Origin of the sequence: Enterobacter sp. UCD-UG_FMILLET (assembly GCF_000762975.1) — a bacterium.
Classification (GTDB): Bacteria; Pseudomonadota; Gammaproteobacteria; order Enterobacterales; family Enterobacteriaceae; genus Enterobacter; species Enterobacter dykesii.
In genome coordinates this window covers 307,577-331,250 of sequence record NZ_JRJC01000036.1, presented here as the reverse complement: position 1 = coordinate 331,250, position 23,674 = coordinate 307,577, and the positions used below count along the sequence as shown (strand labels likewise).

Genomic DNA, 23,674 nt, shown 5'->3' with positions numbered 1-23,674 from the left:
CCATTACTCCATCATCTTCTCAATCGGCAGCACCAGGATGGAGCTTGCGCCCAGCGCCTTCAGTTTTTCCATGGTTTCCCAGAACAGGGTTTCGCTGCTCACCATGTGCATCGCCACGCGCTGCTGATCGCCCGCCAGCGGAAGGATGGTTGGGCGTTCGGCGCCTGGCAGCAGGGCAATCACTTCATCCAGACGCTCGGTTGGGGCGTGCATCATGATGTATTTAGACTCACGCGCCTGAATCACGCCCTGAATACGGGTCAGCAATTTGTCGATCAGCTGCTGTTTGGCGTCGGCCATCTCGCCGTCACGCTGAATCAGGCACGCTTTAGAGCGGTAGATCACTTCCACTTCGCGCAGACCGTTGGCTTCCAGCGTCGCCCCGGTAGAGACGAGGTCACAGATGGCGTCCGCCAGACCTGCACGCGGCGCCACTTCAACAGAGCCGTTCAGCAGGCAGGACTTAAACTGCACGCCTTTCTGGTCGAAATAACGCTTTAACAGGTGAGGGTAAGAGGTGGCGATACGTTTGCCGTTCAGCGCGGCCGGGCCGTCCCACGCTTCGTCAACCGGCGTTGCCAGCGACAGGCGGCAGCCGCCGAAGTCCAGACGACGCAGGGTGAAGTAACGCGGATCTTCGCCCTGCGCGCGGCGGGTCAGCAGCTCTTCTTCAAGCACGTTTTCCCCGATAATGCCGAGGTCAACGACGCCATCCATGACCAGGCCGGGAATATCGTCATCACGCACGCGCAGAATGTCGATGGGCATGTTTTCAGCCAGAGCAATCAGGCGCTGGGTGTGCAGGTTAATTTTAATCCCGCAGCGGGCCAGCAGTTCGCGTGAGTCGTCGCTCAAACGGCCTGATTTTTGAATAGCTATGCGTAAGCGTGAGTTATCTAACATTCTTTATTCCTCGTTAACCTGTTTTAACCTGTCTGAATTCGGTCCAAAAAAAAGCCCCCGGAAGAAGATCTTCCGGGGGCTTTTTCATGCGTTCATGCACCACTGGAAGATCCAAACGTCTTCCAGCACACATCGCCTGAAAGACTAGTCAGGATGATGGTGATGATGGTGGTGTTTAAATTGAACGCGTGTCATATAAATTCTCGATGAATGCTTATTCATTTGATGTCTTTTAACCTAAACCAGTTGTACGACATATTGCAAGGGCTTTTTTTGATCATTAATTCATTTCATATTGATGCTATGAATTGTGTGTTCTGCCGGGCTGGCGTAGCCTTATAAAAGACGAGTAAGAGTCAGGAGAATTTGCATGAAAAAGGTCGCGATTGTCGGTTTAGGATGGCTGGGAATGCCGCTGGCGATGTCATTAGCCGCGAAAGGCTGGCAGGTGACCGGGAGCAAAACCACGGCGGATGGGGTAGAGGCGGCGCGCATGTGCGGTATTGACGGCGTTGAGCTGCGCCTTGAACCGGAGCTGGTGTGTGATGCTGACGATCTGGACACGCTGATGAACGTCGATGCGCTGGTGATCACGCTCCCCGCGCGGCGCAGTGGCCCGGGCGAGTCGTTTTATCTGCAGGCGATGCAGGAGATCGTCGACAGCGCGCTGGCGCACCATGTTCCGCGTATCATTTTTACCAGCTCGACGTCGGTGTATGGCGAAGTTGAGGGCGTGGTGAAAGAGAGTTCCGAGCGCCGTCCAGTGACGGCGAGCGGTCAGGTTCTGAAAGAGCTGGAAGACTGGCTGCATCATCTTCCCGGCACGCAGGTCGATATTGTACGTCTGGCGGGGCTGGTGGGGCCTGGCCGCCATCCGGGACGCTTTTTTGCCGGTAAGTCTGCGCCAGACGGCCAGCATGTCGTCAATCTTGTGCATCTTGACGATGTTGTAGGCGCGATTGAGCTGCTCTTGCAGGCTCCGAAAGGTGGACACATCTATAATATATGTGCACCTTCTCATCCGGCACGCAGCACGTTTTACCCGCTGATGGCACGTCAGCTGGGCCTGGCTCCGCCGGTTTTTGGTGAGGCAAAGGATGACAGTAAAGGCAAAATTGTTGATGGCAATCGCATTTGTCATGAACTGGGGTTTGAGTATCAGTATCCCGATCCGCTGGTGATGCCCATGGAATAAGACCCGCAGCGGAGACGATCGCGCACCAGAAGGGGGCGAGCATGAAACCGCTGCTGGATGTTCTTATTATTCTGGATGCTCTTGAAAAAGAGGGGAGCTTTGCCGCTGCGTCAGCAAAGCTCTACAAAACCCCGTCAGCGCTGAGCTATACCGTTCAAAAACTGGAAAGCGATCTCAATATCCAGATCCTCGATCGTTCCGGACACCGCGCACGTTTCACCCGTACCGGACAGATGCTGCTGGAAAAAGGCCGCGAAGTCCTCCATACCGTTCGTGAACTCGAAAAACAGGCCGTGAAACTCCATCAGGGTTGGGAAAACGAGCTGGTTATTGGCGTGGATGATACTTTTCCTTTTTCTCTCCTGACGCCGCTGATTGAAGCCTTCTATCAACACCACAGCGTGACCCGGCTTATCTTTATCAACGGCGTGCTGGGTGGATCCTGGGATGCCTTAACGCAGGGCAGGGCGGACATTTTCGTCGGTGCACTCCATGAGCCTCCCCAGCTGAGTGATTTTGGTTTTGCCCGCCTCGGCGTGCTGGAGCAGGTATTTGCCGTGGCGCCCCATCACCCGCTGGCTCAGGAATCCGAGCCGCTTAACCGTCGCGTAATTAAAGGCTACCGCGCCATAGTTGTTGGGGACAGTTCTCGTCCGGAATGCTCGGTCTCCTCGCAGCTGCTTGATGAGCAGGAGGCCATTACCGTTTTCGACTTTAAAACCAAGCTGGAACTGCAAATAAGCGGCCTCGGCTGCGGCTATTTACCGCGCTATCTGGCGCAGCGGTTTATTGACAGCGGCGCGCTTGTTGAAAAACAGGTACTTGCTCAAAGCAGTAATGAATCGGTGTGGGTCGGCTGGAATGAACAAACTGCCGGGCTTGCCAGCGCCTGGTGGCGGGACGAAATTTTAGCAAATAGTGCTATCGCCGCCGTTTACTCTCAGCCCGGCGTCCAGAAATCAGCCAGTTAGCAAAAAGAAAATCGACCCGCGCTTTGCAAAGTATTGCCTTTTGTATCCGAAGTGGGGCAAAATGCGGCCGCTGCAACCAAATGAATAATCGACGATATAAAAGGCGTCGGTTATTTTTTTTTGCATGTACGAAACGAAACTAAAAACCAAGAGGCCGGGCTTCGTACCGGATAGATATTTACTAAAATCCGACAGTTGTTGTCGCTGAGGAAGAAACAAATGGGGCAATTTTTCGCTTACGTGGCGGTTATCACCGTAAAGGAGAATAACTATGTCGCATAACGCAACTCCAAACACCTCTCGCGTGGAATTACGTAAAACGCTTACGTTGATTCCGGTTGTTATGATGGGCCTGGCCTATATGCAACCGATGACGCTGTTCGATACATTCGGTATCGTATCAGGCCTTACTGACGGTCACGTTGCAACGGCGTACGCCTTTGCGCTGGTCGCCATTCTCTTTACAGCGCTGAGCTACGGAAAACTGGTTCGCCGTTTCCCGTCTGCAGGCTCTGCCTATACCTATGCTCAGAAATCCATTAGCCCGGCGGTTGGCTTTATGGTGGGCTGGTCATCTCTGCTGGACTATCTGTTCATGCCGATGATCAACATTCTGCTGGCAAAAATTTACTTCGAAGCGCTGGTGCCTTCTGTTCCATCGTGGATCTTCGTTGTCGCGCTGGTGGCCTTTATGACCATCTCTAACCTGCGCAGCATCAAGACCGTGGCGAACTTCAACACCCTGATTGTTATTCTGCAGATGGGTATCGTTGCGGTTATCGTGGGGTTAATCATTTACGGCGTGTCCCACGGTGAAGGCGCAGGTACGCTGGCCAGCACCCGTCCGTTCTGGTCTGAAGGCGCGCACGTTGTGCCGATGATCACCGGTGCGACCATCCTGTGCTTCTCGTTCCTGGGCTTTGACGGTATCTCTTCTCTGTCTGAAGAGACCAAAGACGCCGAGCGCGTGATCCCGAGAGCGATTTTCCTGACCGCGCTTATCGGCGGCATGATCTTTATCGGGGCTTCCTACTTCCTGCAACTGTACTTCCCGGACATCTCTCGCTTTAAAGAGCCGGACGCATCACAGCCTGAAATCATGCTGTATGTTGCAGGGAAAACCTTCCAGTGGGGCGTGCTGATCTTCTCCAGCGTAACCGTACTGGCATCCGGTATGGCGGCACACGCAGGTGTTTCTCGCCTGATGTACGTAATGGGTCGTGACGGTGTGTTCCCAACCCGTTTCTTCGGCTACGTTCATCCGAAATGGCGTACTCCGGCGTGGAACGTACTGCTGGTTGGCGCAATCGCACTGATGGCCATTAAATTTGACCTGGTGACTGCAACCGCGCTGATTAACTTTGGTGCGCTGGTGGCATTTACCTTTGTTAACCTCTCGGTGATCTCTCAGTTCTGGATCCGCGAGAAGCGTAATAAAACGCTGAAAGACCACTTCAACTATCTGGTGCTGCCAATGTGTGGCGCGCTGACGGTGGGTGCGCTGTGGATTAACCTGGAAGAGAGTTCTATGGTTCTGGGGCTGATCTGGGGTGCTATCGGTCTGATTTATCTGGCTTGCGTAACCAAAAGCTTCCGTAACCCGGTTCCACAGTACGAAGACGTCGCGTAAGCGCAGCGCCATCGGGAAAAAAAGCCGGAGACATCGCCTCCGGCTTTTTTTATACCCCTCGCTCAGACAATCTCTTGAGCGTACTGGAACAGGGATTTCAACAGTGCCTGCTTTTCAGCATCCCCTTCATACTGGTCATAAAGCATTTCCAGCTCCTGGGCATAGCTGTTAAGAAACTCCTGGGTAAAGACATTGCGACGATGCTGCAGCCAGCGATCCTGCTCTGCTTCGTCCAGCGTGCCGGGATAGTTACGCGCGCGGTAGTTAAACATCAGCTTTTCGATGCGTTTATCTGCGAAAGTAATATCCAGCGCCGGTAAGTTACGCGGCTCGGTTTGCAGAACGATATTCATCGCCGCGCGATCGGCATCGCTGAAGAAACCGTTATAGAGCTGGGCATCCACGTTTTCAGACGGCACGAACGGCTCCGCCTCGGCAAAGATGGCAACCACTTTCTCGCGCACCTGCGGGTTTTCGCGCAGCACTTTCAGGTTATCGAGGCAGCGCTGACGGTTAATACCCAGTCTATCCGCATCTTCCGGGCGCAGCGTATTCGCCTGCGCGAGTACCGGACATTTATTGATATGCACCAGTTTGACCGGCACCGCAGGCAGATCGCCGAGTTCATTTTTCGGTGTATAAAGCCGTTCGCGCAGGGTATCGCTGTCGAGCTCAAGCAGCGGCGAAATATCGCCGGCTAAATCCACCATGATGACCGCATTACGGTTGTCCGGATGCCAGGCCAGCGGGGCAACCCAGCTGGTATTACCGCGCCAGGCGCCAAACATGCCGGAGATATGCACCAGGGGTTTCATCTGCGGTACGTCGATAAGGGTCATGAGCTTCTGCTTGCTGCGGTGGCTCAGCAGATACTCAAACAGCCGGGGCTGCGCGTTTTTCACCAGCTTCGCCATGGCAATGGTGGCATAGACGTCCGCCATCGCGTCGTGGGCATTGCTGTGCTCGATGCCGTTGGCGCGCGTCAGGTGTTCCAGCCGGAAGCTGGTCAGCCCTTCCTCATTTTCCGGCCAGTTAATCCCCTCAGGACGCAGGGCATAACAGGCGCGCATGATGTCGAGCAAATCCCAGCGTGAATTGCGGTTCTGCCAGCTCCAGGCATAGGGATCGTAGAAGTTGCGATAGAAGATGTTGCGCGTTACTTCGTCATCGAAGCGGATGTTGTTGTAACCGACCACGCAGGTATTGGGGACGGTAAACAGATCGTGGATGCGTCGGGCGAATTCTGCCTCGTTAACGCCTTTTTCGCGCGCTTCCTGAGGAGTGATCCCGGTGACCATGACCGCCCCGGGTTGCGGCAGGTAGTCATCAGCCGGTTTGCAGTAAAAGACCTCAGGCTCGCCAATAATGTTGAATTCGTCGTCGGTACGGATGGCGGCAAACTGCGCCGGTCGGTCCAGCGCCGGGTGCGTGCCAAAGGTTTCGTAGTCATGAAATAAAAAAGTCGGGCGAGCGGCAGAGTCAGACACCAGTAATACCATCCTGTTAAAAAATGACGTCACTATGGTAAACGATCGTGCGGTTCAGACCGAATAAAAAGCACCGCCGTCGAGCAAATTTGCGCGTCAGCTTCAGAGAAAAATCTGTGCTCTGTCACATTTTTTTGCAATTAAGCCAGGTAACGACATCAGAACTCCCGTAAAAAGGTCATCGATTTTTAATGACCTGAGGATATACCGTTGAAACGCCGTCTGTTTATTGCTGTTTCTTTACTCGCTTCGAGTGTCTCATCTGCTTTTGCGGCCGAACCGCTGGATTTTTCGCCGCAGCCTCCGGCCATTCAGGCTGGCTCCTGGGTGCTGATGGACTACACGACTGGTCAGATCTTAACGGCGGGCAACGAACATCAACAACGTAATCCGGCGAGCCTGACCAAGCTGATGACGGGGTATGTGGTTGATCGGGCCATTGATAGCCATCGCATTACGCCGGACGACATTGTCACAGTAGGGCGTGACGCCTGGGCAAAAGGTAACCCGGTTTTTGACGGCTCGTCTCTGATGTTCCTGAAAGAGGGCGATCGCGTCAGCGTGCGCGATTTAAGCCGCGGTCTGATTGTCGATTCCGGCAACGACGCCTGCGTGGCGCTGGCCGATCACGTGGCGGGCGGTCAGCCGCAGTTTGTGAAGATGATGAACGACTACGTGCAGAAGCTTAACCTGCGCGATACGCACTTTGAAACCGTCCACGGGCTGGATGCGCCGGGCCAGCACAGCTCCGCCTATGACCTGGCCGTACTCTCCCGGGCCATCATTCACGGCGAGCCTGAGTTTTATCATATGTACAGCGAAAAGAGCCTGACCTGGAACGGGATCACCCAGCAAAACCGTAACGGCCTGCTATGGGATAAAACCATGAACGTGGACGGGCTTAAAACGGGGCACACCTCGGGGGCGGGCTTTAATCTGATTGCGTCCGCCGTTGACGGGCAGCGCCGTTTAATCGCGGTGGTGATGGGGGCGGACAGCCCGAAAGGGCGTGAGGACCAGGCCCGGAAACTGCTGCACTGGGGGCAGCAGAATTTCGATACGGTGCAAATCCTGCATAGCGGTAAAAAAGTGGGGACAGAGCGTATCTGGTACGGCGATAAGGAGCAGGTGAAACTGGGCACCGACCAGGACTTCTGGCTGGCCCTGCCGAAAGCGGAAGTGCCGAACATCAAAGCCAAATATGTGCTGGATAAAAAAGAGCTGGAAGCGCCGATTGCTGCGCACCAGCGGGTCGGGGAGATCCAGCTCTACGATCGCGACAAGGTGGTGGCGCACTGGCCGCTGGTGACGCTGGAAGCCGTTGATAAGGGCGGCCTGTTCTCACGCATGAGCGATTATCTCCACCACACGCTTTAACCGCTGATGGGCAGACTGGCAGGGTTGCGAGTCTGCTCACATAATAAACACTCCTCGTTTGCCGATAATAGTAATCCAGCTTTATAGTGTATAAATATACAGTAATAAATGGAGGCAGCATGGACTACAGCATCAAGCAGCAACAGAAACGTAAGATTGCCGGTTTTCATTTGGTCGGACCGTGGGAACAAACGGTAAAACAGGGCTTTGAACAGCTGGTGATGTGGGTGGACGGGCGCCACATTGAGCCGCTGGAGTGGGTTGCGGTCTACTACGATAACCCCGATGAAGTCCCGGCAGAAAAACTGCGCTGCGATACGGCCGTTACGGTGCCGGACGATTTCGTTATCCCGGAAAACAGCGAAGGCGTCATGATGACGGAAATCGCGGCCGGGGATTATGCCGTGGCGACGGCGCGCGTGGAAAACTACGACTTCGCCACGCCGTGGTATCAGTTCTTCAACTCTCTGCTGCAGGACAATAAGTACCAGATGGCGCTTAAACCCTGCTTCGAACGCTATCTCAATGACGGCAATGCAGACGGCTACTGGGATATCGAAATGTTTATCGCAGTAGAGCACAAAACGGTTTAAGCCTGCTAAACGAAGGGTTTTTCAGCCGGGAGCGATCCGCCCGGCTGAAAACACAGTACAATTGTGATTTGCCGTGTAGCTGGAGAGCGGGTGTGCGTCCCGACAAATCATTAACCCCTTTTGAAATTCGGTTGTACAAACATTACCGCGTGGTGCACGGGTGTCGCATCGCGCTGGCGTTCGTATTGACGTTTGTACTGGTCCGTTTGCTTGATGTTCCGGAAGGGACGTGGCCGCTGATCACCCTGGTGGTGGTGATGGGGCCCATCTCGTTTTGGGGGAACGTTGTTCCGCGCGCTTTCGAGCGAATTGGCGGGACGGTGTTAGGCTCGGCCCTTGGGCTTATTGCCCTTAAGCTGGAGCTTATCTCGTTTCCGGTGATGCTGGCATGGTGCGGTGCCGCCATGTTCCTGTGCGGCTGGCTGGCGTTGGGTAAGCGTCCTTATCAGGCGCTGCTGATTGGTATCACGCTTGCGGTGGTGGTTGGCGCACCCGCCGGGGATATGACCACCGCGCTGTGGCGAAGCGGGGATGTTATCCTGGGGTCACTGCTGGCCATGCTCTTCACCGGTATCTGGCCGCAGCGCGCTTTTCTGCACTGGCGTATTCAGATGGCGAACTACGTCACCGCCTTTAACCGCGTCTATCAGGCCGGTTTTTCCCCGAATCTGGTCGAACGTCCCCGGCTGGAAAAGCATCTGCAAACCATCCTCAACGACGTGGTCAAAATGCGCGGCCTGATCACGCCCGCCAGCAAAGAAACCCGTATTCAGAAATCGATTTTCGAAGCCATCCAGACGGTAAGCCGCAATCTGGTCTGCATGCTTGAACTGCAAATCAACGCCCACTGGGCCTCGCGTCCCAGCCATCTGTTGATGCTTAATGCGCAGACCCTCAAAGAGACCCAGCAGATGACGCAGCAAACGCTGTTGACCATTGCCCATGCGCTCTATGAAGGGAACCCGCAGCCGATACTGGCCAACAGCGAGCGGCTGAATGAGATCGTCGCCGAGCTGAAGCAGTTAATCAACGAACGCCAGAGCGATAACGTTGCGGAAACGCCTATTCATGGCTACGTCTGGCTGAGCATGGAACTGGCGCGGCAGCTTGAGCTGTTATCGCACCTTATTTGCCGGGCGCTGCGCAAATAAAAGGCGTATGTGACGCCTGCTGCTTCGATTCAGCAGCAATTGGGGTTATGATAGCTTTAAACGATATACTCATTGTCATTCGCAGCCGCTGTCAGTAAGGTTATTGTTACAACGGTTGCCTTAACGAATCCGAATCTCACATTATCAGGGGTGTAAAAATGGAAACTACCAAGCCTTCGTTCCAGGATGTTCTGGAATTCGTCCGCCTGTTCCGCCGCAAAAACAAGCTGCAGCGTGAAATCCAGGACGTTGAGAAGAAGATCCGTGACAACCAGAAACGTGTTCTGCTGCTCGACAACCTGAGCGACTACATCAAGCCAGGCATGAGCGTTGAAGCTATTCAGGGCATCATCGCCAGCATGAAGAGCGACTATGAAGACCGCGTTGATGACTACATCATCAAAAATGCTGAGCTGTCCAAAGAGCGTCGCGACATCTCTAAAAAGCTGAAAGTGATGGGCGAAATTAAAAACGGCGAAGCAAAAAGCGAGTAATCGCAGCGAATAGCAAAAAAGGCTCTCTGGTGACAGAGAGCCTTTTTTTATGACGCAGAACGCGGCTGTAGCTGATAAATCCAGGCCTTAACCTGCTTGCCTTCAAGGGTGGTCACCGTGACCTCAACCCGATCGTAGCCGTCTTCAAACTCATCCAGCATCTGCCAGTGTGCGGCAAGGTTATCAGAGATAAACAGATAGCCTTCGACGCGGGGGCCGTCAGGGTGGAGCACAATTCCCGGGAAGTCCGCCGCAGCGCCCCAGCCGCGTTCGTAAAACGTACCGGATACGGAACCGGCCAGCCATTCGCCGCCGATGTTTTCAAGAATATGCGCATTACAGTGGCCCGGGCGCAGCGTGCCGTAGACAAACAGAGCGTTCATTTTCCCTCATCCGCAAAGCAAAAAGCCTGCTTTAAAAGCAGGCTTTTTAAATTTGGCTCCTCTGACTGGACTCGAACCAGTGACATACGGATTAACAGTCCGCCGTTCTACCGACTGAACTACAGAGGAATCGTTGTGGAGGCTTATCTTAGCGGCGAAAAAAGTTTTGTCAAACCTGATCTTAGGGAAAATCGACTGATTGCTGATTCTGTCGTCAGTTTGTTGTAAATCCACACATCTTTTTCAGGAAAATACTTTGCAGGATTAGCATTTGTCCCCCATCATTTGAAATGGAGTTTCAACTTTTCTCGCTAAGGTCCATTTTGAACGTCACTGCCTCCTTACGCCAGGCGATAACGCGCACGCCATGGTATGCAAAACGTAAAAGCTATCGTGTCCTGTTCTGGCGTGAAATCACCCCTCTTGCCGTGCCTATCTTCCTGGAAAATACCTGCGTTCTGCTGATGGGGGTTCTGAGCACTTTCCTGGTGAGCTGGCTGGGGAAAGAGGCGATGGCTGGGGTTGGGCTGGCGGACAGCTTTAACATGGTGGTGATCTCGTTCTTTGCCGCCATAGACCTCGGGACGACGGTGGTGGTGGCCTTTAGCCTCGGCAAGCTGGATCCCAAACGTGCACGCGAGGCGGCCCGCCAGTCGCTGATGATCATGACCATTTTTTCGATCGTTCTGGCGGCGGTGATCCACTATTTCGGTAAAGAGATTATCGATTTTGTCGCCGGGGAGGCCACGAACGAGGTGAAAGACCTGGCGCTGACCTACCTCGAGATGACCGTCATAAGCTATCCAGCGGCAGCCATTGCCCTGATTGGCAGCGGCGCGCTGCGCGGGGCGGGCAACACCAAAATTCCGCTGCTGATCAACGGCGGGATGAATATCCTGAATATCATTATCAGCAGCGTGCTGATCTACGGCGTGTTCTCGTGGGAGGGGCTGGGGTTCGTCGGTGCCGGACTGGGGTTAACCATTTCACGCTATATCGGCGCGGCAGCCATCATCGGGGTGCTGATGGCCGGGATTACCCCCTCGCTGCGTCTGACGCTGAAAAGCTATTTCCGTCCCTTTAATTTCGCCATTATCTGGGAAGTGATGGGGATTGGCATTCCCGCGAGCATAGAATCGGTGTTATTCAACGGCGGGAAGTTGCTCACGCAGATGTTTGTCGCCGGGATGGGGACCGACGTTATCGCCGGTAACTTTATCGCCTTCTCTATTGCCTCGCTGATTAACCTGCCGGGTAACGCGCTGGGTTCAGCATCCACCATTATTACGGGTAAGCGGCTCGGGAAAGGGCAGATAGGCCAGGCGGAGCGGCAGCTGCGGCACGTGTTCTGGCTGTCGACCATTGGGCTAACGCTGATCGCCTGGGGAACTGCGCCGTTTGCCGGGCTGATGGCCTCGTTCTATACCCACGAAGACGACGTTAAAGAGGTTGTTAAGATCCTCATCTGGCTCAACGCGGCTTTTATGCCCATCTGGGCAGCCTCATGGGTACTACCCGCCGGGCTGAAGGGGGCGCGCGATGCCCGCTTTGCGATGTGGGTATCGATGCTCGGCATGTGGGGATGTCGCGTTGTCGTGGGGTATACGCTCGGGGTGATGCTCGGATGGGGTGTGGTCGGCGTCTGGCTGGGGATGTTCCTCGACTGGGCCGTGCGGGGCGCGCTGTTCTACTGGCGGATGGTCAGCGGGCGCTGGCTGTGGAAATATCCGCGAAAGAGTGCCTGACAATTGCGCGAAGTGGAGAATAATTCGGCAAACGATCGGAAATGTGCATTCTGCCTTTGACATCCCGGGGGAGCATCGATAATATGCGCCCCGTTCACACGATTCCTCTGTAGTTCAGTCGGTAGAACGGCGGACTGTTAATCCGTATGTCACTGGTTCGAGTCCAGTCAGAGGAGCCAAATTTAAAAAGCCTGCTTTTAAAGCAGGCTTTTTGCTTTTCTGCGCAAGGCAAAATGCAAAACGGCAACCTTGTTGCCGTTTTTAGTGTTTGCACCCTCTCCCGTGGGAGAGGGTTGGGGTGAGGGCACCAGACCGCACGATATTACACACCAATCGGCGCCGTCGCCTCAACCAGCCACTCACGCGCATCGCTATCCACCAGCGGTGACAATACCTTCCGTACCTGCTGATGATATTCATCCAGCCACTGTTTTTCCTGCTCGCTCAACAGATGCAGCTCAACCTGACTTAAGTCGATCGGGATCAGCGTCAGCGAGGCAAATTTGCAGAACCCCGGACGGCTCTCCACAATCTCCACCTGGTTTTCAATGCGAATACCGTGGCTATCGCCCAGATAGTAGCCCGGCTCGATAGTCATGATATTGCCCGCCACCAGCGGCCACGGATTGACCTTTTTGGCGATGCGATGCGGGTTCTCGTGGATCAGCAGCTGGTGCCCCACGCCGTGCCCCGTGCCGTGATCGTAATCCAGCCCCATCTCCCACAGCGGGCGACGCGCAAACGCATCCAGCTGATGCCCCTGAGTCCCGGAAGGGAACTGCAGGGTAATGAGCGACAGAAAGCCTCTCAGCACGGCGGTGTAGTGCAGGCGCTGCTGCGGATCGACCTTACCCCACGCCAGCGTGCGCGTGGCGTCGGTGGTGCCGTTAGCATACTGGCCGCCGGAATCGTTCAGGTAAAAATGGTCATGGCCGATGGGCTTATTGCTGGCCTCGCTCGAATGATAGTGGCACATCGCCGCATTGCTCGAAGAGGCGGAGATGGTAGCAAAACTCTGCTCGATGAACCCCGGCTGCTGTTGACGGAACGCAAGCTGCTGCGCCTGCGCGTCCAGCTCGGTGAGCGGTTGCCCTGCCGCCTCGCGCAGCGGCACTTCGCGGCTCAGCCAGGCGAGGAAGTTAACCCACGCGGCACCGTCCCGGTGATGGCACTCGCGATAGCCTGCCAGCTCGACCGGGTTTTTGGTGGCTTTCATCAGGGTGATAGGGTCGGTCCGCCAGACAATTTCTCCGCGTGGTTCAATGGCGAAGCGCAGGGCAACCGGCGCGGAGTCGGCATCAACCATCACCCGTTTGCCTTCAGCAATCTGCTGGCAGCGTTCAATAAAGGTATCCTGCGGCGCAATGGTGAACGCATTGCGCACACCGTCAGGCAGGGCGCTGAGCTTATTTTCGTTAACAAACCACTCAACGTGACCGTCACGTCCAAGCAGGGCAAAGGAGAGCGGTACCGGGCTGTAAGGAATATCCGCACCGCGTACGTTTAGCAGCCAGGCGATGTTATCCGGCAGGGTAACGGCGAGATAATCGACGTGGTTTGCGGCCAGCGCGGCGGCGACGCGCTGACGTTTGTCCGCGCTGCGTTCTCCGCTGTGTTCAACCGGCATATCCCGGATAAGCCCCGCCGGCGCGGCAGGGCGATCGGTCCATAAGGTGTCAAACGGCGAGGCCTTCAGAGGCACCAGCTCGCACGGCGTGGCAGACAGTTGCTCAAACTCCGAGTGGGTCATCAGCAGCGGGTCAAAACCGATGCGCGTGCCTGCATCAACGTTTTCTGCCAGCCATTCAGCCAGCGGCTCGTTGTGCAGGTGGTGAATTTCAATCTCGGCCAGATTCACCTGAACGCGGGCCTGGACCTGATAGCGCCCGTCAACGAACAGCAGCGCTTTATCCTTCAGTACCAGCGCGACGCCGGCAGAGCCGTCAAAGCCCGTCAGCCAGGCCAGCTTTTCGTCGTACGGCGCGCAGTATTCGCTCTGCCAGGCGTCAGCGCGCGGGACGATCATCCCGTCGAGACGGCTGGCCTCAAGCCAGTGGCGTAGGGCAGAGAGCGGTGATGTGCTGGACATTGTTTTTCCTTACGTTATTAGCGGAACGGCGGCTCGTTGAAGGTGCGCAGCTTGCGCGAATGCAGCCTGTCACCTTCCGCCCGAAGCAGGTCGATGGCGCGAATGCCGATTTGCAGATGCTCTGAGATAGCCCCTTCGTAGAAACGGTTGGCCTGGCCGGGCAGCTTAATTTCGCCGTGCAGCGGCTTATCGGAGACGCACAGCAGCGTGCCGTACGGAACGCGGAAGCGATATCCCTGCGCGGCGATGGTGGCGCTCTCCATATCGATCGCCACCGCGCGGCTCAGGTTGAAGCGCAGCGCGGAGGCGGAGTAGCGCAGCTCCCAGTTGCGGTCATCCGTCGTGACGACCGTACCGGTGCGCAGGCGCTGTTTAACCTCTTCTCCCGGCATGCCGCTAACCTCTTTGGTAGCGTCATACAGCGCGCGCTGGACTTCGGCGATGCTCGGGATTGGGATATCCGGCGGCAGCACCGCATCAAGCACGTGGTCATCGCGCAGATACGCATGGGCCAGCACGTAGTCGCCAATCAGCTGGCTTTCGCGCAGGCCGCCGCAGTGGCCAATCATCAGCCACACGTCCGGGCGCAGTACCGCCAGATGGTCGCAGATGGTCTTTGCATTTGACGGGCCCACGCCGATGTTGATCAGCGTAATGCCCTGACCGTCGGCGGTGATCAGGTGCCAGGCGGGCATTTGGTGTTTTTTCCACGCCAGATCGGAGATCGCCTGCTCGGGCGCTTCGGTTTCAGCGGTGATCCAGATCCCGCCCGCGCAGGAGAGGGCAATGTACGGGCTTTCCGGATCGAGGATCTGGCTGCAGCCCCAGCGGACAAATTCGTCCACGTAGCGGGTGTAGTTGGTAAAGAGCACGAACGGCTGGAAATGTTCGACTGGCGTACCGGTGTAGTGGCGCAGACGTGCCAGGGAGAAATCGACCCGGCGGGCGTCAAAGTGCGACAGAGGAGAAAATTCGGCCGGGTGATAAATCCCGTCTGCCGTCTCATCGCCAATCTGCGAAAGCTCGGTGGTCGGGAAGTGGCGGGTCAGCCCCGCGCTCATGGAGCGGTCAAGGGTTAACGCCGAACCGTCAATCACGTACGGATACGGGATCTCATGCTGCGAGGGCTCAACGGCAATGTGCGCGCCGTAATCCTGATACAACAGCGTAAGCTGTTCTTCTAGATACGGGCGGAACAGCGCAGGGCGGGTGACGGTGGTGCTGTAGCAGCCGGAGTGGGTAAAGCGCGCGTAGGCGCGGGTTTTGGGATTACTGCTGGCGCTGCCGTCCCAGGTCACAGAGAGCGATGGATAAACAAAAAGGCCCTCGGTTCTGGCCTTTTGATCGGGGAGTTTCCCTGTTTCGATATATTCGCTAATGGCGCTGCGCAGCGCGTTGACGGACTGTTCATACAGCGCGTCGAGTTTTTCCAGCGCCTGAGCCGGGGTCAGGCTGGAGCCCTTATTATTCATCTCTGTCTCCTTGTTCCACAGGTGTGCGACTCTACCCGATAGTATGTCACACGCCCGTGAAACAAAAGGGAGATCAGCCGTGGCTCGTCTCTTTCATCAGCAGCGCCGTCGCCGCCGACAGGAGGCAGCCGGCCAGCAGATAAATCGCCACGCTGTGCCAGTTGCCGCCGGAGAAGGTCACCAGCGCGGCGGCAATAAACGGCGTAAATCCGCCGCCGACCACGCTTGCGACCTGGTATCCCACGCCCGCGCCGCTGTAGCGGTAGCTTGCGCCAAACAGCTCGGTGAACATCGGCTGCTGCACGCACACCACCATGTCGTGAGCGATGTTGGCGAGCATGATGGCGAAGAAGACAATCCAGAAGATCGACTGCGCCTCGAGCGCCATAAAGAACGGCCAGGCGCTGAGGGTGCCAATCAGCGCCCCGGTGATGTAAACGCGACGGCGGCCAAACCTGTCCGCCAGCCAGGCGAAGCAGGGGATAGTCAGGCAGCTGATCCCGCCGACGAGCAGGCCAATATTGAGGAACAGCTCGCGGGGAAGACCGAGGTTCTGCGTCGAGTAGTTCAGGGCAAACGCGGTGACGATATACATCGTCAGCAGCTCGCACAGGCGCAGGGCGATAATTTTCAGAAAAGCGCCAGGGTGCTGAACCAGCGCCTCCATCACAGGCAGACGCTTTTTGGCGAGCGGTTTTTCCAGCTGTTGTTTTTCAAACTCAGCCGACTCCTCCATCCCGTTACGGATCCACAGTGCGGCGATGACCAGCACGATGCTGAAGATGAACGGAATGCGCCAGCCCCAGCTCAGGAACTGCTCGTCGGTAGTAAGCTGGCTGATGAGCGATACCAGACCAGTGGAAAGCAGCAGGCCTACGCCGTACCCGACCTGTACGCCGCTGCTGTAAAACGCTTTTCTGTGCTTCGGCGCGCTCTCAACGGACAGCAACGCCGCGCCGCCCCATTCGCCGCCGACGGCGAAGCCCTGGATGGCGCGCAGGGTGACCAACAGTACGGGCGCCCACCAGCCAATGGCGGAAAACGAAGGGAGAACGCCAATCAGCGCGGTGGCGATCCCCATCATCCAGACGGTGAGCATCAGCATACGCTTGCGGCCAAGACGGTCGCCGAAGTGGCCGAAGATCACCCCGCCCAGCGGGCGAAACAGAAAGCCGACGCCGAAGGTGGCAAACGCGGCGAGCGTGCCCATCGCGGGGCTGACCTGGGGAAAAAACTCGCGGTTAAAGACCAGGGCGGCGGTGATGCCGTAAAGCAGAAAATCATACCAGTCGACGACGGCACCCGCGAAGCTGCCTAAGGCTGCGCGGCGGGCACGGTTGAGCGAAGGTGTCTCCTCGTTGGGACGATCGGAGATGAGGGTGGAGTCCATAGTTGTCCTGTCCGTACTAATTTTTAATTATTGGTATAAGAAAAGGTCACTCACAAAGCAGCCGTCATATAAACGGAACCTATGAGACTACCGCGACAAAACGCCTGAGAAAACGTTTTTATCTTTCCGGATGGTGCTGAATAAATAAATTTCATCTTCGCCTGCGGCGAGATAATTGTGTCTTCTGGTTCCGTTAAAGGCTGAATGGTTTACAGTAATAGTGACCGCCGCGTGAGTTAAGCTGAGGGAATAATGATGCAACGCACCTTTTCGGCATTCTGGATGATTCTGTTTTTATTCGTCGCACCGCTTCATGCGGAGCCCAACGTCTATGGTGAACAGCGTATCAGCGGCTGGTGGAATGCGCTGACGGATGATATTTCACAAACCTGGAAAGAGCCCCAACGTTACGACCTGTACCTGCCGTTTCTGAGCTGGCACGCTCGCTTTATGTACGACAAAGAAAAAACTGACAATTACAATGAAATGCCATGGGGCGGTGGTCTGGGCGTTTCCCGCTATAACGAAGAGGGCAACTGGAGCGCGCTTTTCGCGATGATGTTCAAGGACTCGCACAACGAATGGCAGCCCGCGATGGGGTATGGCTGGGAGAAGGGCTGGTACCTGGATAATGCCAAAGATTTCCGCCTTGGGCTCGGTGCCGCAGCGGGCATCACGGCGCGAGATGATTTTGCAAACTATGTCCCGCTCCCCTTCATCTTCCCGCTGTTTTCAGCCGGGTATAAGCGCGTTACCGTCCAGTTCACCTATATTCCCGGGACATATAATAACGGCAACGTGCTCTTTGCCTGGCTGCGCTTAGGCTTTTAAAGGGTGATCACCTTTTTTGCCACGGCGTTAGACAATACCAGCATGGAGAACAGAACAGAGGTGACGAAGGTGAGCACAATCAACGCCAGCTTCATACCAAGAGAGGTCACCGGAATCAGCGCCGTCAGCAGATGAAACACCGAGTAGTGCACAATGTACACGCCGGTCATCGTTTTGCTGATGGCGGCCAGAATGGACTCCTTAAATTCAGCATTGCGGCGAAAGCGCACGCCGTTCGCCGCAATCACCAGCGCGATGATCAAAATGTAAATTTGAGAGCCGGTGAGGATAAAGGCGTTTCTGTCCGCCTTGAACAGCGCGAAGAAGAAGTGGCGCTCGTAAAACCAGGTGAAGAGGTAGATAAACGGGATGGCGACAACCGCCGCCCTGACGACATTTTTGCGGCTAATCCACTCGGCAATTTTCGGGTCGCAAAAGAGTTGCCCCGTCAGATAAAACAGCAGCCACGTCCACAGCCGATACTGCGGTGAAAGCGAAAGGACGTGCGTTTCAGGATAGAGCGCCGATAGCAGATCGTATCCGTAGGAAAAGAGCAGCAGGGCGGCAATCGCGCCGCAGAACAGCGCTCTCCGCTGGCTAAGCCACTCCACCGCCGGGTGGAAGGTGTAAATCACCACAAAGGCGAACACGAACCAGGGCTGGATTAAATACCCGCGCTGATAGGGCTCCCACAGGTAGTAGATCGTTATCCAGAACAGAAAAACAATCACCAGACTTTTAATTTTACCCAGCTGCCAGCGCGTGCCGTGCCGCGATTGTCCGTCGAGATAGCCCGACACCACAAAAAACAGCGGTGTGGCAATCGTCGAGATAAAGGTTAAAAACCCCAGGATCCAGTGATAGTCATAATCATAATGATCCCAGGTGTTGTAGATGGTGAAGAAGGTAACCGCCGTCATACAGCCCAGCGTTTTAATAATGTTCAGCCCTGTCGCATTCATTGTTGTTTGGCTTCGTCCTTACGATGGAAACACGCGTAGATCACGGGGAGTACCAGTAGCGTCAGGATTGTAGCAAACCCCAGTCCAAACATAATGACAACGGCCATGCTCTGGAAGAAAACATCCAGCAGCAGCGGAGCCAGGCCAAGTACGGTAGTGAACGCGGTGAGCAGGATAGGGCGCAGGCGCGAGGTGGCGGCGTAAACGATCGCGCTGTGCTGATCCTTTTGCGTTTTCTGCTGTTCGATCTCTTCCACCAGCACGATGCCGTTGCGGATGAGCATCCCGCTCAGGCTCAGCAGGCCAATCAGCGCCATAAATCCAAAGGGAATGCCGGTAAGTAAAAATCCCGGCGTGACGCCAATCAGCGCCAGCGGCACGGTCAGCCAGATGGCGACCGCATTTTTCACCGAGCTGAACATCAGCACCGTAATAACAAACATCACCAGATACCCAATCGGCAGCGTAGTGAACAGCCCCTGCTGCGCTTCGCTGGAGTTTTCCGCGTCGCCCCCCCACTCGATACTGTAGCCGTGTGGCAGGCTAAGGGCATCAATCTGCGGCTTCACGCGGGCGAGAATGTCCCCGGAGGTTTGCTGGCTCAGCGGGTCCGGGTCCGTCTGAACCGTCAGCACCCGCGAGCGGTCGCGTCGAAGGATGAGCGGATCTTCCCACTCCAGCGAGAAGCGGCTGACGACGTTACTCATCGGGATATACTGCTGCCGCGTCTGGCTCCACACCAGCACGTTGTTCAGGTGACTGGCATCCAGCCTTTCGCTTTCCGGGGGCCTCACCACCACGGGCAGCAGGTCGCTGCCTTCCCGATACAGCCCCGCCCGGCTGCCGGAGAAGTTCATCTCCAGCGCGTTGTCGACGTCCTGCTTATCCACGCCAAGCTCGCGGCCCAGGGCGGCAACGTACTGTGGGCGGATCACCTTGCTGCGGTTTTGCCAGTCGTTCCTGACGCTGCCAGTAGCAGGATCGCGCGTGAGGATGTCGTCCACCTGGCTGGCAATCAGGCGCAGCCGGTCAGGATCGGGGCCTTTAATGCGCACCTCAATGGCGCTGTCGCCGGAGGGGCCAAACATCACCCGTTTGGTGCTGGCGTTGACCTGCGGATAGTTTCGCGCGATGTACTCGTCCACGTGGCGCGTCAGGGCGGAGATGTTGCGCTGGTCGTCCATGCGCACCATGATCTGCGCATAGTTGCCGTACTGCCGCTGTCCGCTGTAGGTGAGAATAAAGCGCATACTGCCCTGACCAATGGTCGAGACGGTGGTCTCCACCCCCGGCTGGCCGTTAATGGTTTTTTCGATATCGCCGGTCATTTTCTCGGTCCACTTGATATCGGTCCCGTAGGGTAGCCACAGGTCGACAAAGAAAATCGGCGTATTAGACGACGGGAAAAAATTTTGCCGTACGGCGCCGAAGCCCCAAATGGACGCCGCCAGCAGCGCAGCCATCACAATGAGCGTCGGTGCCTTATGGTGCAACAGCGTGTTAAGCAGGCGCTGGTAGGCGCGGTAGAGTCGTTTGTCGTAAGGATCTGACTCGTCGGTTTTATCGGGCGCGCTGTCGTTTTTAAACAACCACCACTTAATCAGCACCGGGGTGAGGGTGAGCGCAGAGAACCAGCTCAGCATCAGGGAAATCAGCAGCACCTGGAACAGGGATTTACAGTATTCCCCGGTGGAATCCTGCGACAGCCCGATTGGGGCAAACGCCAGGATGGCAATCACCGTCGCTCCCAGCAGCGGCAGGGCGGAGCGGCGGATGATGTAGTTCACGGCGGTTAACAGCGGGGAGCCCTGCTGTCGGGCAATCAACACTCCTTCGACGATCACGATGGCATTATCCACCAGCATGCTGAGGGCGATAATCAGCGCCCCGAGCGAGATCCGCTGCAGCTCAATGCCACACAGATACATAATCAGCAGCGTGCCCAGCACGTTAAGGGCGAGAGAAACCGCAATGATTATCCCGCTGCGTACGCCCATAAAGATCAGCAGCACGCCGATGACGATCGCCAGCGCCATCAGGAAGTTAATAATAAAACCGTTAACGGAATGGCCCACTTCGGCTGCCTGATCGTAAAACAGGTCTATCTGTATGCCTGCCGGTTTTTCCGCCGACATCTGGTTTAGCTTTGACTCCAGCGCGTGGCCCACGTCGATCACGTTCACGCCGGGAATAAACGAGACGCCCATGGTGACGGCTTTTTTGCCGTTGGCATGGTAGATACTGGCTGGCGATTCGTTCAGCCCGCGCGACAGCGTGGCGATATCCCGCAGACGCGTCGCCGCCCCGGTGCCGGAAGGCGTGATGATGAGATCCGCCAGTTCATCAAGATTTTCGAACTCACCGGTCGGGTGCAGCCGAATGGATTCGCTGCCGGAGGTGATTTCACCGGCGCTGGAAACGACGTTAAGTCTGCTGAGCAGGGCGGAAAGCTGGTTCAGCGTAATGCCGCGCGCGGCCATTTTGGTCAGGGAGATATCGATGTTGACCTGTTGACCAATTGCCCCGCCGATGGCGACCTTCGCGACCCCGGGGACCAGAATTAACTCGCGGCGCAGCTGCTCCGCATATCTCACCAGTTCAGGATTACTGAATTCGTCTCCGGAAATGGCGAAGAAGAAGCCGAACACGTCGCCGAAATCGTCATTTACAAAGGGCGTGACGACGCCGGGCGGGAACAGACGCGAGGCATCGCCCACGCGGCGGCGCAGTTCATCCCAGATCTGCGGCAGCTCGTTCGAGTGATAGCGCGAGGCAATGTTCACGGTGATTTGCGACAGGCCGTTTGAGGAGATAGAGCTTACGTTGTCCAGATAGGGCAACTGCTGAAGGGCATTCTCCAGCGGAAGCGTCACCTCTTCTTCCACCTGCTGAGCGGATGCGCCGGGGTAGTGGGTGACCACCACTGCGGTTTTAATGGTAAAGGCGGGATCTTCCAGCCTGCCGATATTCAACAGGGCAAAAATACCCCCGATGCCCAGCAGCAGGATCGTTAGCCAGACGCGAACGGGGTTATTAATAAATTGACGAGAGATATCCATTACAGTCCCCGTTCACGCGTCCAGATACGCACCGGCTGGTTAGCATGAAGCTCCCCAACGCCAGCGGCCACCACGCGCTCACCCGCCTTAAGCCCGCTGGTAATCATCACGCCTTCGGTACTCACTTGCCCCACGCTGACCTTGCGGTCTTCAAGATGGAGCGCGTCGCCTTCGCCCGTTACGACCCAGACGTGCGGCTCATTGCGCGGTCTGTTGTCCGGGTTAAAGACTGACTCAACCGGTACGACCAGCGCCTGATCGCCCGCGCCCGCCGGGAGGTTGCTTAAATTGATGGTCACCGTACCGCTTACGCCACCGACGGCGGGAAAATCATCCGGGCGCGGCATGGTCAGTATCACCTGCCAGGTCAGGGTATTGCTGTCGCTGCTGCCCGAGTGTTCTTTGTAGACGGCGGTAAATTCCCGATCCGGAATGGCGTTAATTCTCACCACGGGCCGATACTGCGCGTTGCGGATATCAAAGGTCTTAAACAGGTTTTCAGGGATGCTGAACACCACGTCAAGCAGGTCGGTGCGGGTTAACGTCGCGATGGGCTGACCGGCAGACACCACCTGATGGTTTCGGACATGCACGCTGGCCGCCGTCCCGCTGAAGGGGGCGACGAGCGTCATCTGATTCAGCTCTTCTCGGGCGATCTGTAGCGCCGCATTCGCCGAATCGCGGTTCGCGCGCTGCACGTCCATTTCTGCTTTCGAAATCGCCTGGCGGCCCGCCAGCGTCTGGAATCGATCGAATTGCCTCTGGGCCAGCGTCGCCGCCGTTTGTCTGTCGTTAACCCGCTGCTGGGCTTCACGGGCGTTCAGTCTGGCTAGCTGTTGCCCCTGCTTGATGGCTGCGCCCTGACGCACATCGAGCGCTTCAATTTGACCTGCGCGCTTGAAAGAAAGGTCTGTGGCATCGCCCGATTCAATGCGGGCGGGAAAAATTCGCTGCTGGGCGTGACCGGGAACCGTCACCTCCGCGACTTTTACCATCCTGGGCAGGGGGTCGGCTTGCTTCGGTTTCGGGTCGCACGCCGTGAGCGTTAACAAAACGAACGGTAAAAGAGAGAGGTAGCGGTTCACTGTATTCCCCTAATAAATAACTGTTTTATTTATTCCATAGCCTGGACAGGGGTGACACTATTCTGCCAGAACAGTGACGACCATATAGGTAAATAAACCAATCGCCGTGCTGGCGATAATGGCAAGCGCAATAAACATACCCAGACGGATCAGGCTTAAACCATACATACATTCCTCCATGAGCCGGAAGCGGTAGCTGACTATGAGCATAGTCGGCGAAAAGATAAATGTTAAATAACCATTATCAGTGGGGAAGCGCTAAACCTGATATTCCTGTGCTACGTTTAATATTAATCATCTTTTTTTACCGTAATTGGCATTAAGGGCAAGTCCCTGCATTTAATGCGTTTTTTTGCTTCATTCACTCTCGTGTTGGTTATAAAAAGGATGCTCGATATGTATAAAAACATTCTCGTTCCGGTGGATGTCTACGAGACAAGCCTGGCGGATAAAGCGTTGCAGCATGCACAGTTTCTGGCGCAAAGCGCATCGGGTGACATTCATCTGCTGCACGTCATGCCCAAATTTTCAGCCGAACTGACGCGTGGTTTTATTTCCGATGCGCGCAAAATGGATGAATATATGATTAATAATTCGAAAGAAAAGCTGTCTGACCTGGTCAAAAAATTGAATCTGCCAGAAGAACGGGTTCATCTCCACGTCCGTAGCGGGAATGTTCGTGATGAGGTTATTAAGCTGGCGGATGAACTTGCTGTCGGCGCGATTATCGTCGGCTCCCGCAATCCCAATATTCAAACCCATTTGTTAGGTTCAGAGGCGGCAAGTATTGTTCGTTACGCACATGTTCCTGTTTTCGTTATTCGTTAATTACAGAGAAGCAAGGTGATTTCTGAATA

At 55.9% G+C, this 23,674-nt stretch carries 21 protein-coding genes, 2 tRNA genes and 1 other annotated feature; of the genes, 12 read left to right on the top strand and 11 right to left on the bottom strand.

Annotated elements, in window-relative coordinates:
- Positions 1-3: 3 nt before the first annotated feature.
- Both hisG and hisL read right to left on the bottom strand, forming a co-directional pair.
- Complete coding sequence (gene hisG / locus LA04_RS16650) at positions 4-903, bottom strand: ATP phosphoribosyltransferase (protein WP_047652441.1); 900 nt, start codon at positions 901-903, stop codon at positions 4-6.
- Positions 904-948: 45 nt separating this feature from the next.
- Positions 949-1,072 (bottom strand) — a sequence feature (His leader region).
- Complete coding sequence (hisL, locus tag LA04_RS24515; RefSeq protein ID WP_001364200.1) at positions 1,048-1,098, bottom strand: his operon leader peptide; 51 nt, start codon at positions 1,096-1,098, stop codon at positions 1,048-1,050. Its footprint overlaps the feature before it by 25 nt.
- A gap of 175 nt (positions 1,099-1,273) precedes the next feature.
- Between hisL and LA04_RS16645 the strand changes: the two genes are divergently transcribed.
- From LA04_RS16645 to LA04_RS16635, 4 genes are all read left to right on the top strand, one after another.
- Positions 1,274-2,098: an SDR family oxidoreductase gene (locus tag LA04_RS16645; RefSeq protein ID WP_032642807.1), complete on the top strand. Its 825-nt coding sequence runs from the start codon at positions 1,274-1,276 to the stop codon at positions 2,096-2,098.
- Between the two features lie 41 nt (positions 2,099-2,139).
- Positions 2,140-3,069: a LysR substrate-binding domain-containing protein gene (locus LA04_RS16640; RefSeq protein WP_047652440.1), complete on the top strand. Its 930-nt coding sequence runs from the start codon at positions 2,140-2,142 to the stop codon at positions 3,067-3,069.
- A 219-nt stretch (positions 3,070-3,288) separates the two neighbouring features.
- Positions 3,289-3,351 (top strand): membrane protein YoeI, encoded by a 63-nt coding sequence (yoeI, locus tag LA04_RS24510; protein WP_099458931.1) that lies wholly within the window; start codon positions 3,289-3,291, stop codon positions 3,349-3,351.
- Positions 3,341-4,699, top strand: coding sequence for an APC family permease (locus tag LA04_RS16635; RefSeq protein WP_010432055.1), 1,359 nt, complete (start codon positions 3,341-3,343; stop codon positions 4,697-4,699). The genes yoeI and LA04_RS16635 overlap by 11 nt, the downstream gene beginning before the upstream one ends.
- Positions 4,700-4,761: 62 nt before the next feature.
- Here the strand turns inward: LA04_RS16635 and sbcB are convergent, their stop codons facing one another.
- The gene (gene sbcB, locus LA04_RS16630) at positions 4,762-6,198 is read right to left on the bottom strand and encodes an exodeoxyribonuclease I (protein ID WP_442854771.1); all 1,437 of its coding nucleotides are present in this window, start codon (positions 6,196-6,198) and stop codon (positions 4,762-4,764) included.
- A 198-nt stretch (positions 6,199-6,396) separates the two neighbouring features.
- Here sbcB and dacD point away from each other — a divergent pair, with 198 nt between their 5' ends.
- The 4 genes from dacD to LA04_RS16610 all read left to right on the top strand — a co-directional run bounded on the left by dacD (position 6,397) and on the right by LA04_RS16610 (position 9,801).
- Positions 6,397-7,563 (top strand): serine-type D-Ala-D-Ala carboxypeptidase DacD, encoded by a 1,167-nt coding sequence (gene dacD, locus LA04_RS16625; RefSeq protein WP_032658759.1) that lies wholly within the window; start codon positions 6,397-6,399, stop codon positions 7,561-7,563.
- A 119-nt stretch (positions 7,564-7,682) separates the two neighbouring features.
- The gene (gene sbmC / locus LA04_RS16620; protein ID WP_047652438.1) at positions 7,683-8,156 is read left to right on the top strand and encodes a DNA gyrase inhibitor SbmC; all 474 of its coding nucleotides are present in this window, start codon (positions 7,683-7,685) and stop codon (positions 8,154-8,156) included.
- 92 nt (positions 8,157-8,248) lie between these two features.
- On the top strand, positions 8,249-9,307 hold the full coding sequence (locus LA04_RS16615) for an FUSC family protein (protein WP_033145945.1): 1,059 nt from the start codon (positions 8,249-8,251) through the stop codon (positions 9,305-9,307).
- A 158-nt stretch (positions 9,308-9,465) separates the two neighbouring features.
- Positions 9,466-9,801 (top strand): DUF496 family protein, encoded by a 336-nt coding sequence (locus tag LA04_RS16610; RefSeq protein WP_008499467.1) that lies wholly within the window; start codon positions 9,466-9,468, stop codon positions 9,799-9,801.
- 47 nt (positions 9,802-9,848) lie between these two features.
- Here the strand turns inward: LA04_RS16610 and LA04_RS16605 are convergent, their stop codons facing one another.
- Together LA04_RS16605 and LA04_RS16600 are read right to left on the bottom strand one after the other, a co-directional pair.
- Entirely contained in the window at positions 9,849-10,184 is a 336-nt protein-coding gene (locus tag LA04_RS16605; RefSeq protein WP_047652437.1) for a gamma-glutamylcyclotransferase family protein, read from the bottom strand.
- A gap of 53 nt (positions 10,185-10,237) precedes the next feature.
- Positions 10,238-10,313 (bottom strand) — tRNA-Asn (locus tag LA04_RS16600).
- 161 nt (positions 10,314-10,474) lie between these two features.
- Between LA04_RS16600 and emmdR the strand changes: the two genes are divergently transcribed.
- Both emmdR and LA04_RS16590 read left to right on the top strand, forming a co-directional pair.
- Entirely contained in the window at positions 10,475-11,929 is a 1,455-nt protein-coding gene (emmdR, locus tag LA04_RS16595; RefSeq protein WP_152594377.1) for a multidrug efflux MATE transporter EmmdR, read from the top strand.
- 103 nt (positions 11,930-12,032) lie between these two features.
- A tRNA-Asn gene (locus LA04_RS16590) sits at positions 12,033-12,108 on the top strand.
- 143 nt (positions 12,109-12,251) lie between these two features.
- Here LA04_RS16590 and LA04_RS16585 read toward each other — a convergent pair.
- The 3 genes from LA04_RS16585 to shiA all read right to left on the bottom strand — a co-directional run bounded on the left by LA04_RS16585 (position 12,252) and on the right by shiA (position 16,880).
- Entirely contained in the window at positions 12,252-14,018 is a 1,767-nt protein-coding gene (locus LA04_RS16585) for an aminopeptidase P family protein (RefSeq protein WP_047652435.1), read from the bottom strand.
- Between the two features lie 17 nt (positions 14,019-14,035).
- The gene (locus LA04_RS16580; protein WP_047652434.1) at positions 14,036-15,490 is read right to left on the bottom strand and encodes an AMP nucleosidase; all 1,455 of its coding nucleotides are present in this window, start codon (positions 15,488-15,490) and stop codon (positions 14,036-14,038) included.
- 73 nt (positions 15,491-15,563) lie between these two features.
- Entirely contained in the window at positions 15,564-16,880 is a 1,317-nt protein-coding gene (gene shiA / locus LA04_RS16575; protein WP_047652433.1) for a shikimate transporter, read from the bottom strand.
- A gap of 255 nt (positions 16,881-17,135) precedes the next feature.
- Here shiA and pagP point away from each other — a divergent pair, with 255 nt between their 5' ends.
- A complete protein-coding gene (gene pagP, locus LA04_RS16570; RefSeq protein ID WP_047652432.1) occupies positions 17,136-17,711 on the top strand; it encodes a lipid IV(A) palmitoyltransferase PagP in 576 nt (191 codons plus the stop codon).
- Here the strand turns inward: pagP and LA04_RS16565 are convergent.
- The 3 genes from LA04_RS16565 to LA04_RS16555 are packed head-to-tail and all read right to left on the bottom strand — an operon-like array spanning position 17,708 to position 22,817.
- Entirely contained in the window at positions 17,708-18,673 is a 966-nt protein-coding gene (locus tag LA04_RS16565) for an acyltransferase (RefSeq protein ID WP_047652431.1), read from the bottom strand. The genes pagP and LA04_RS16565 overlap by 4 nt on opposite strands.
- Complete coding sequence (locus LA04_RS16560; RefSeq protein WP_047652430.1) at positions 18,670-21,732, bottom strand: efflux RND transporter permease subunit; 3,063 nt, start codon at positions 21,730-21,732, stop codon at positions 18,670-18,672. The genes LA04_RS16565 and LA04_RS16560 overlap by 4 nt, the downstream gene beginning before the upstream one ends.
- Positions 21,732-22,817, bottom strand: coding sequence for an efflux RND transporter periplasmic adaptor subunit (locus LA04_RS16555; protein WP_072015546.1), 1,086 nt, complete (start codon positions 22,815-22,817; stop codon positions 21,732-21,734). Before LA04_RS16555 ends, LA04_RS16560 begins: the two co-directional genes overlap by 1 nt.
- 396 nt (positions 22,818-23,213) lie before the next feature.
- On the opposite strand from LA04_RS16555, the gene LA04_RS16550 reads away from it, so the two are divergent.
- Positions 23,214-23,645: a universal stress protein gene (locus tag LA04_RS16550; protein WP_047652428.1), complete on the top strand. Its 432-nt coding sequence runs from the start codon at positions 23,214-23,216 to the stop codon at positions 23,643-23,645.
- Positions 23,646-23,674: the final 29 nt, after the last annotated feature.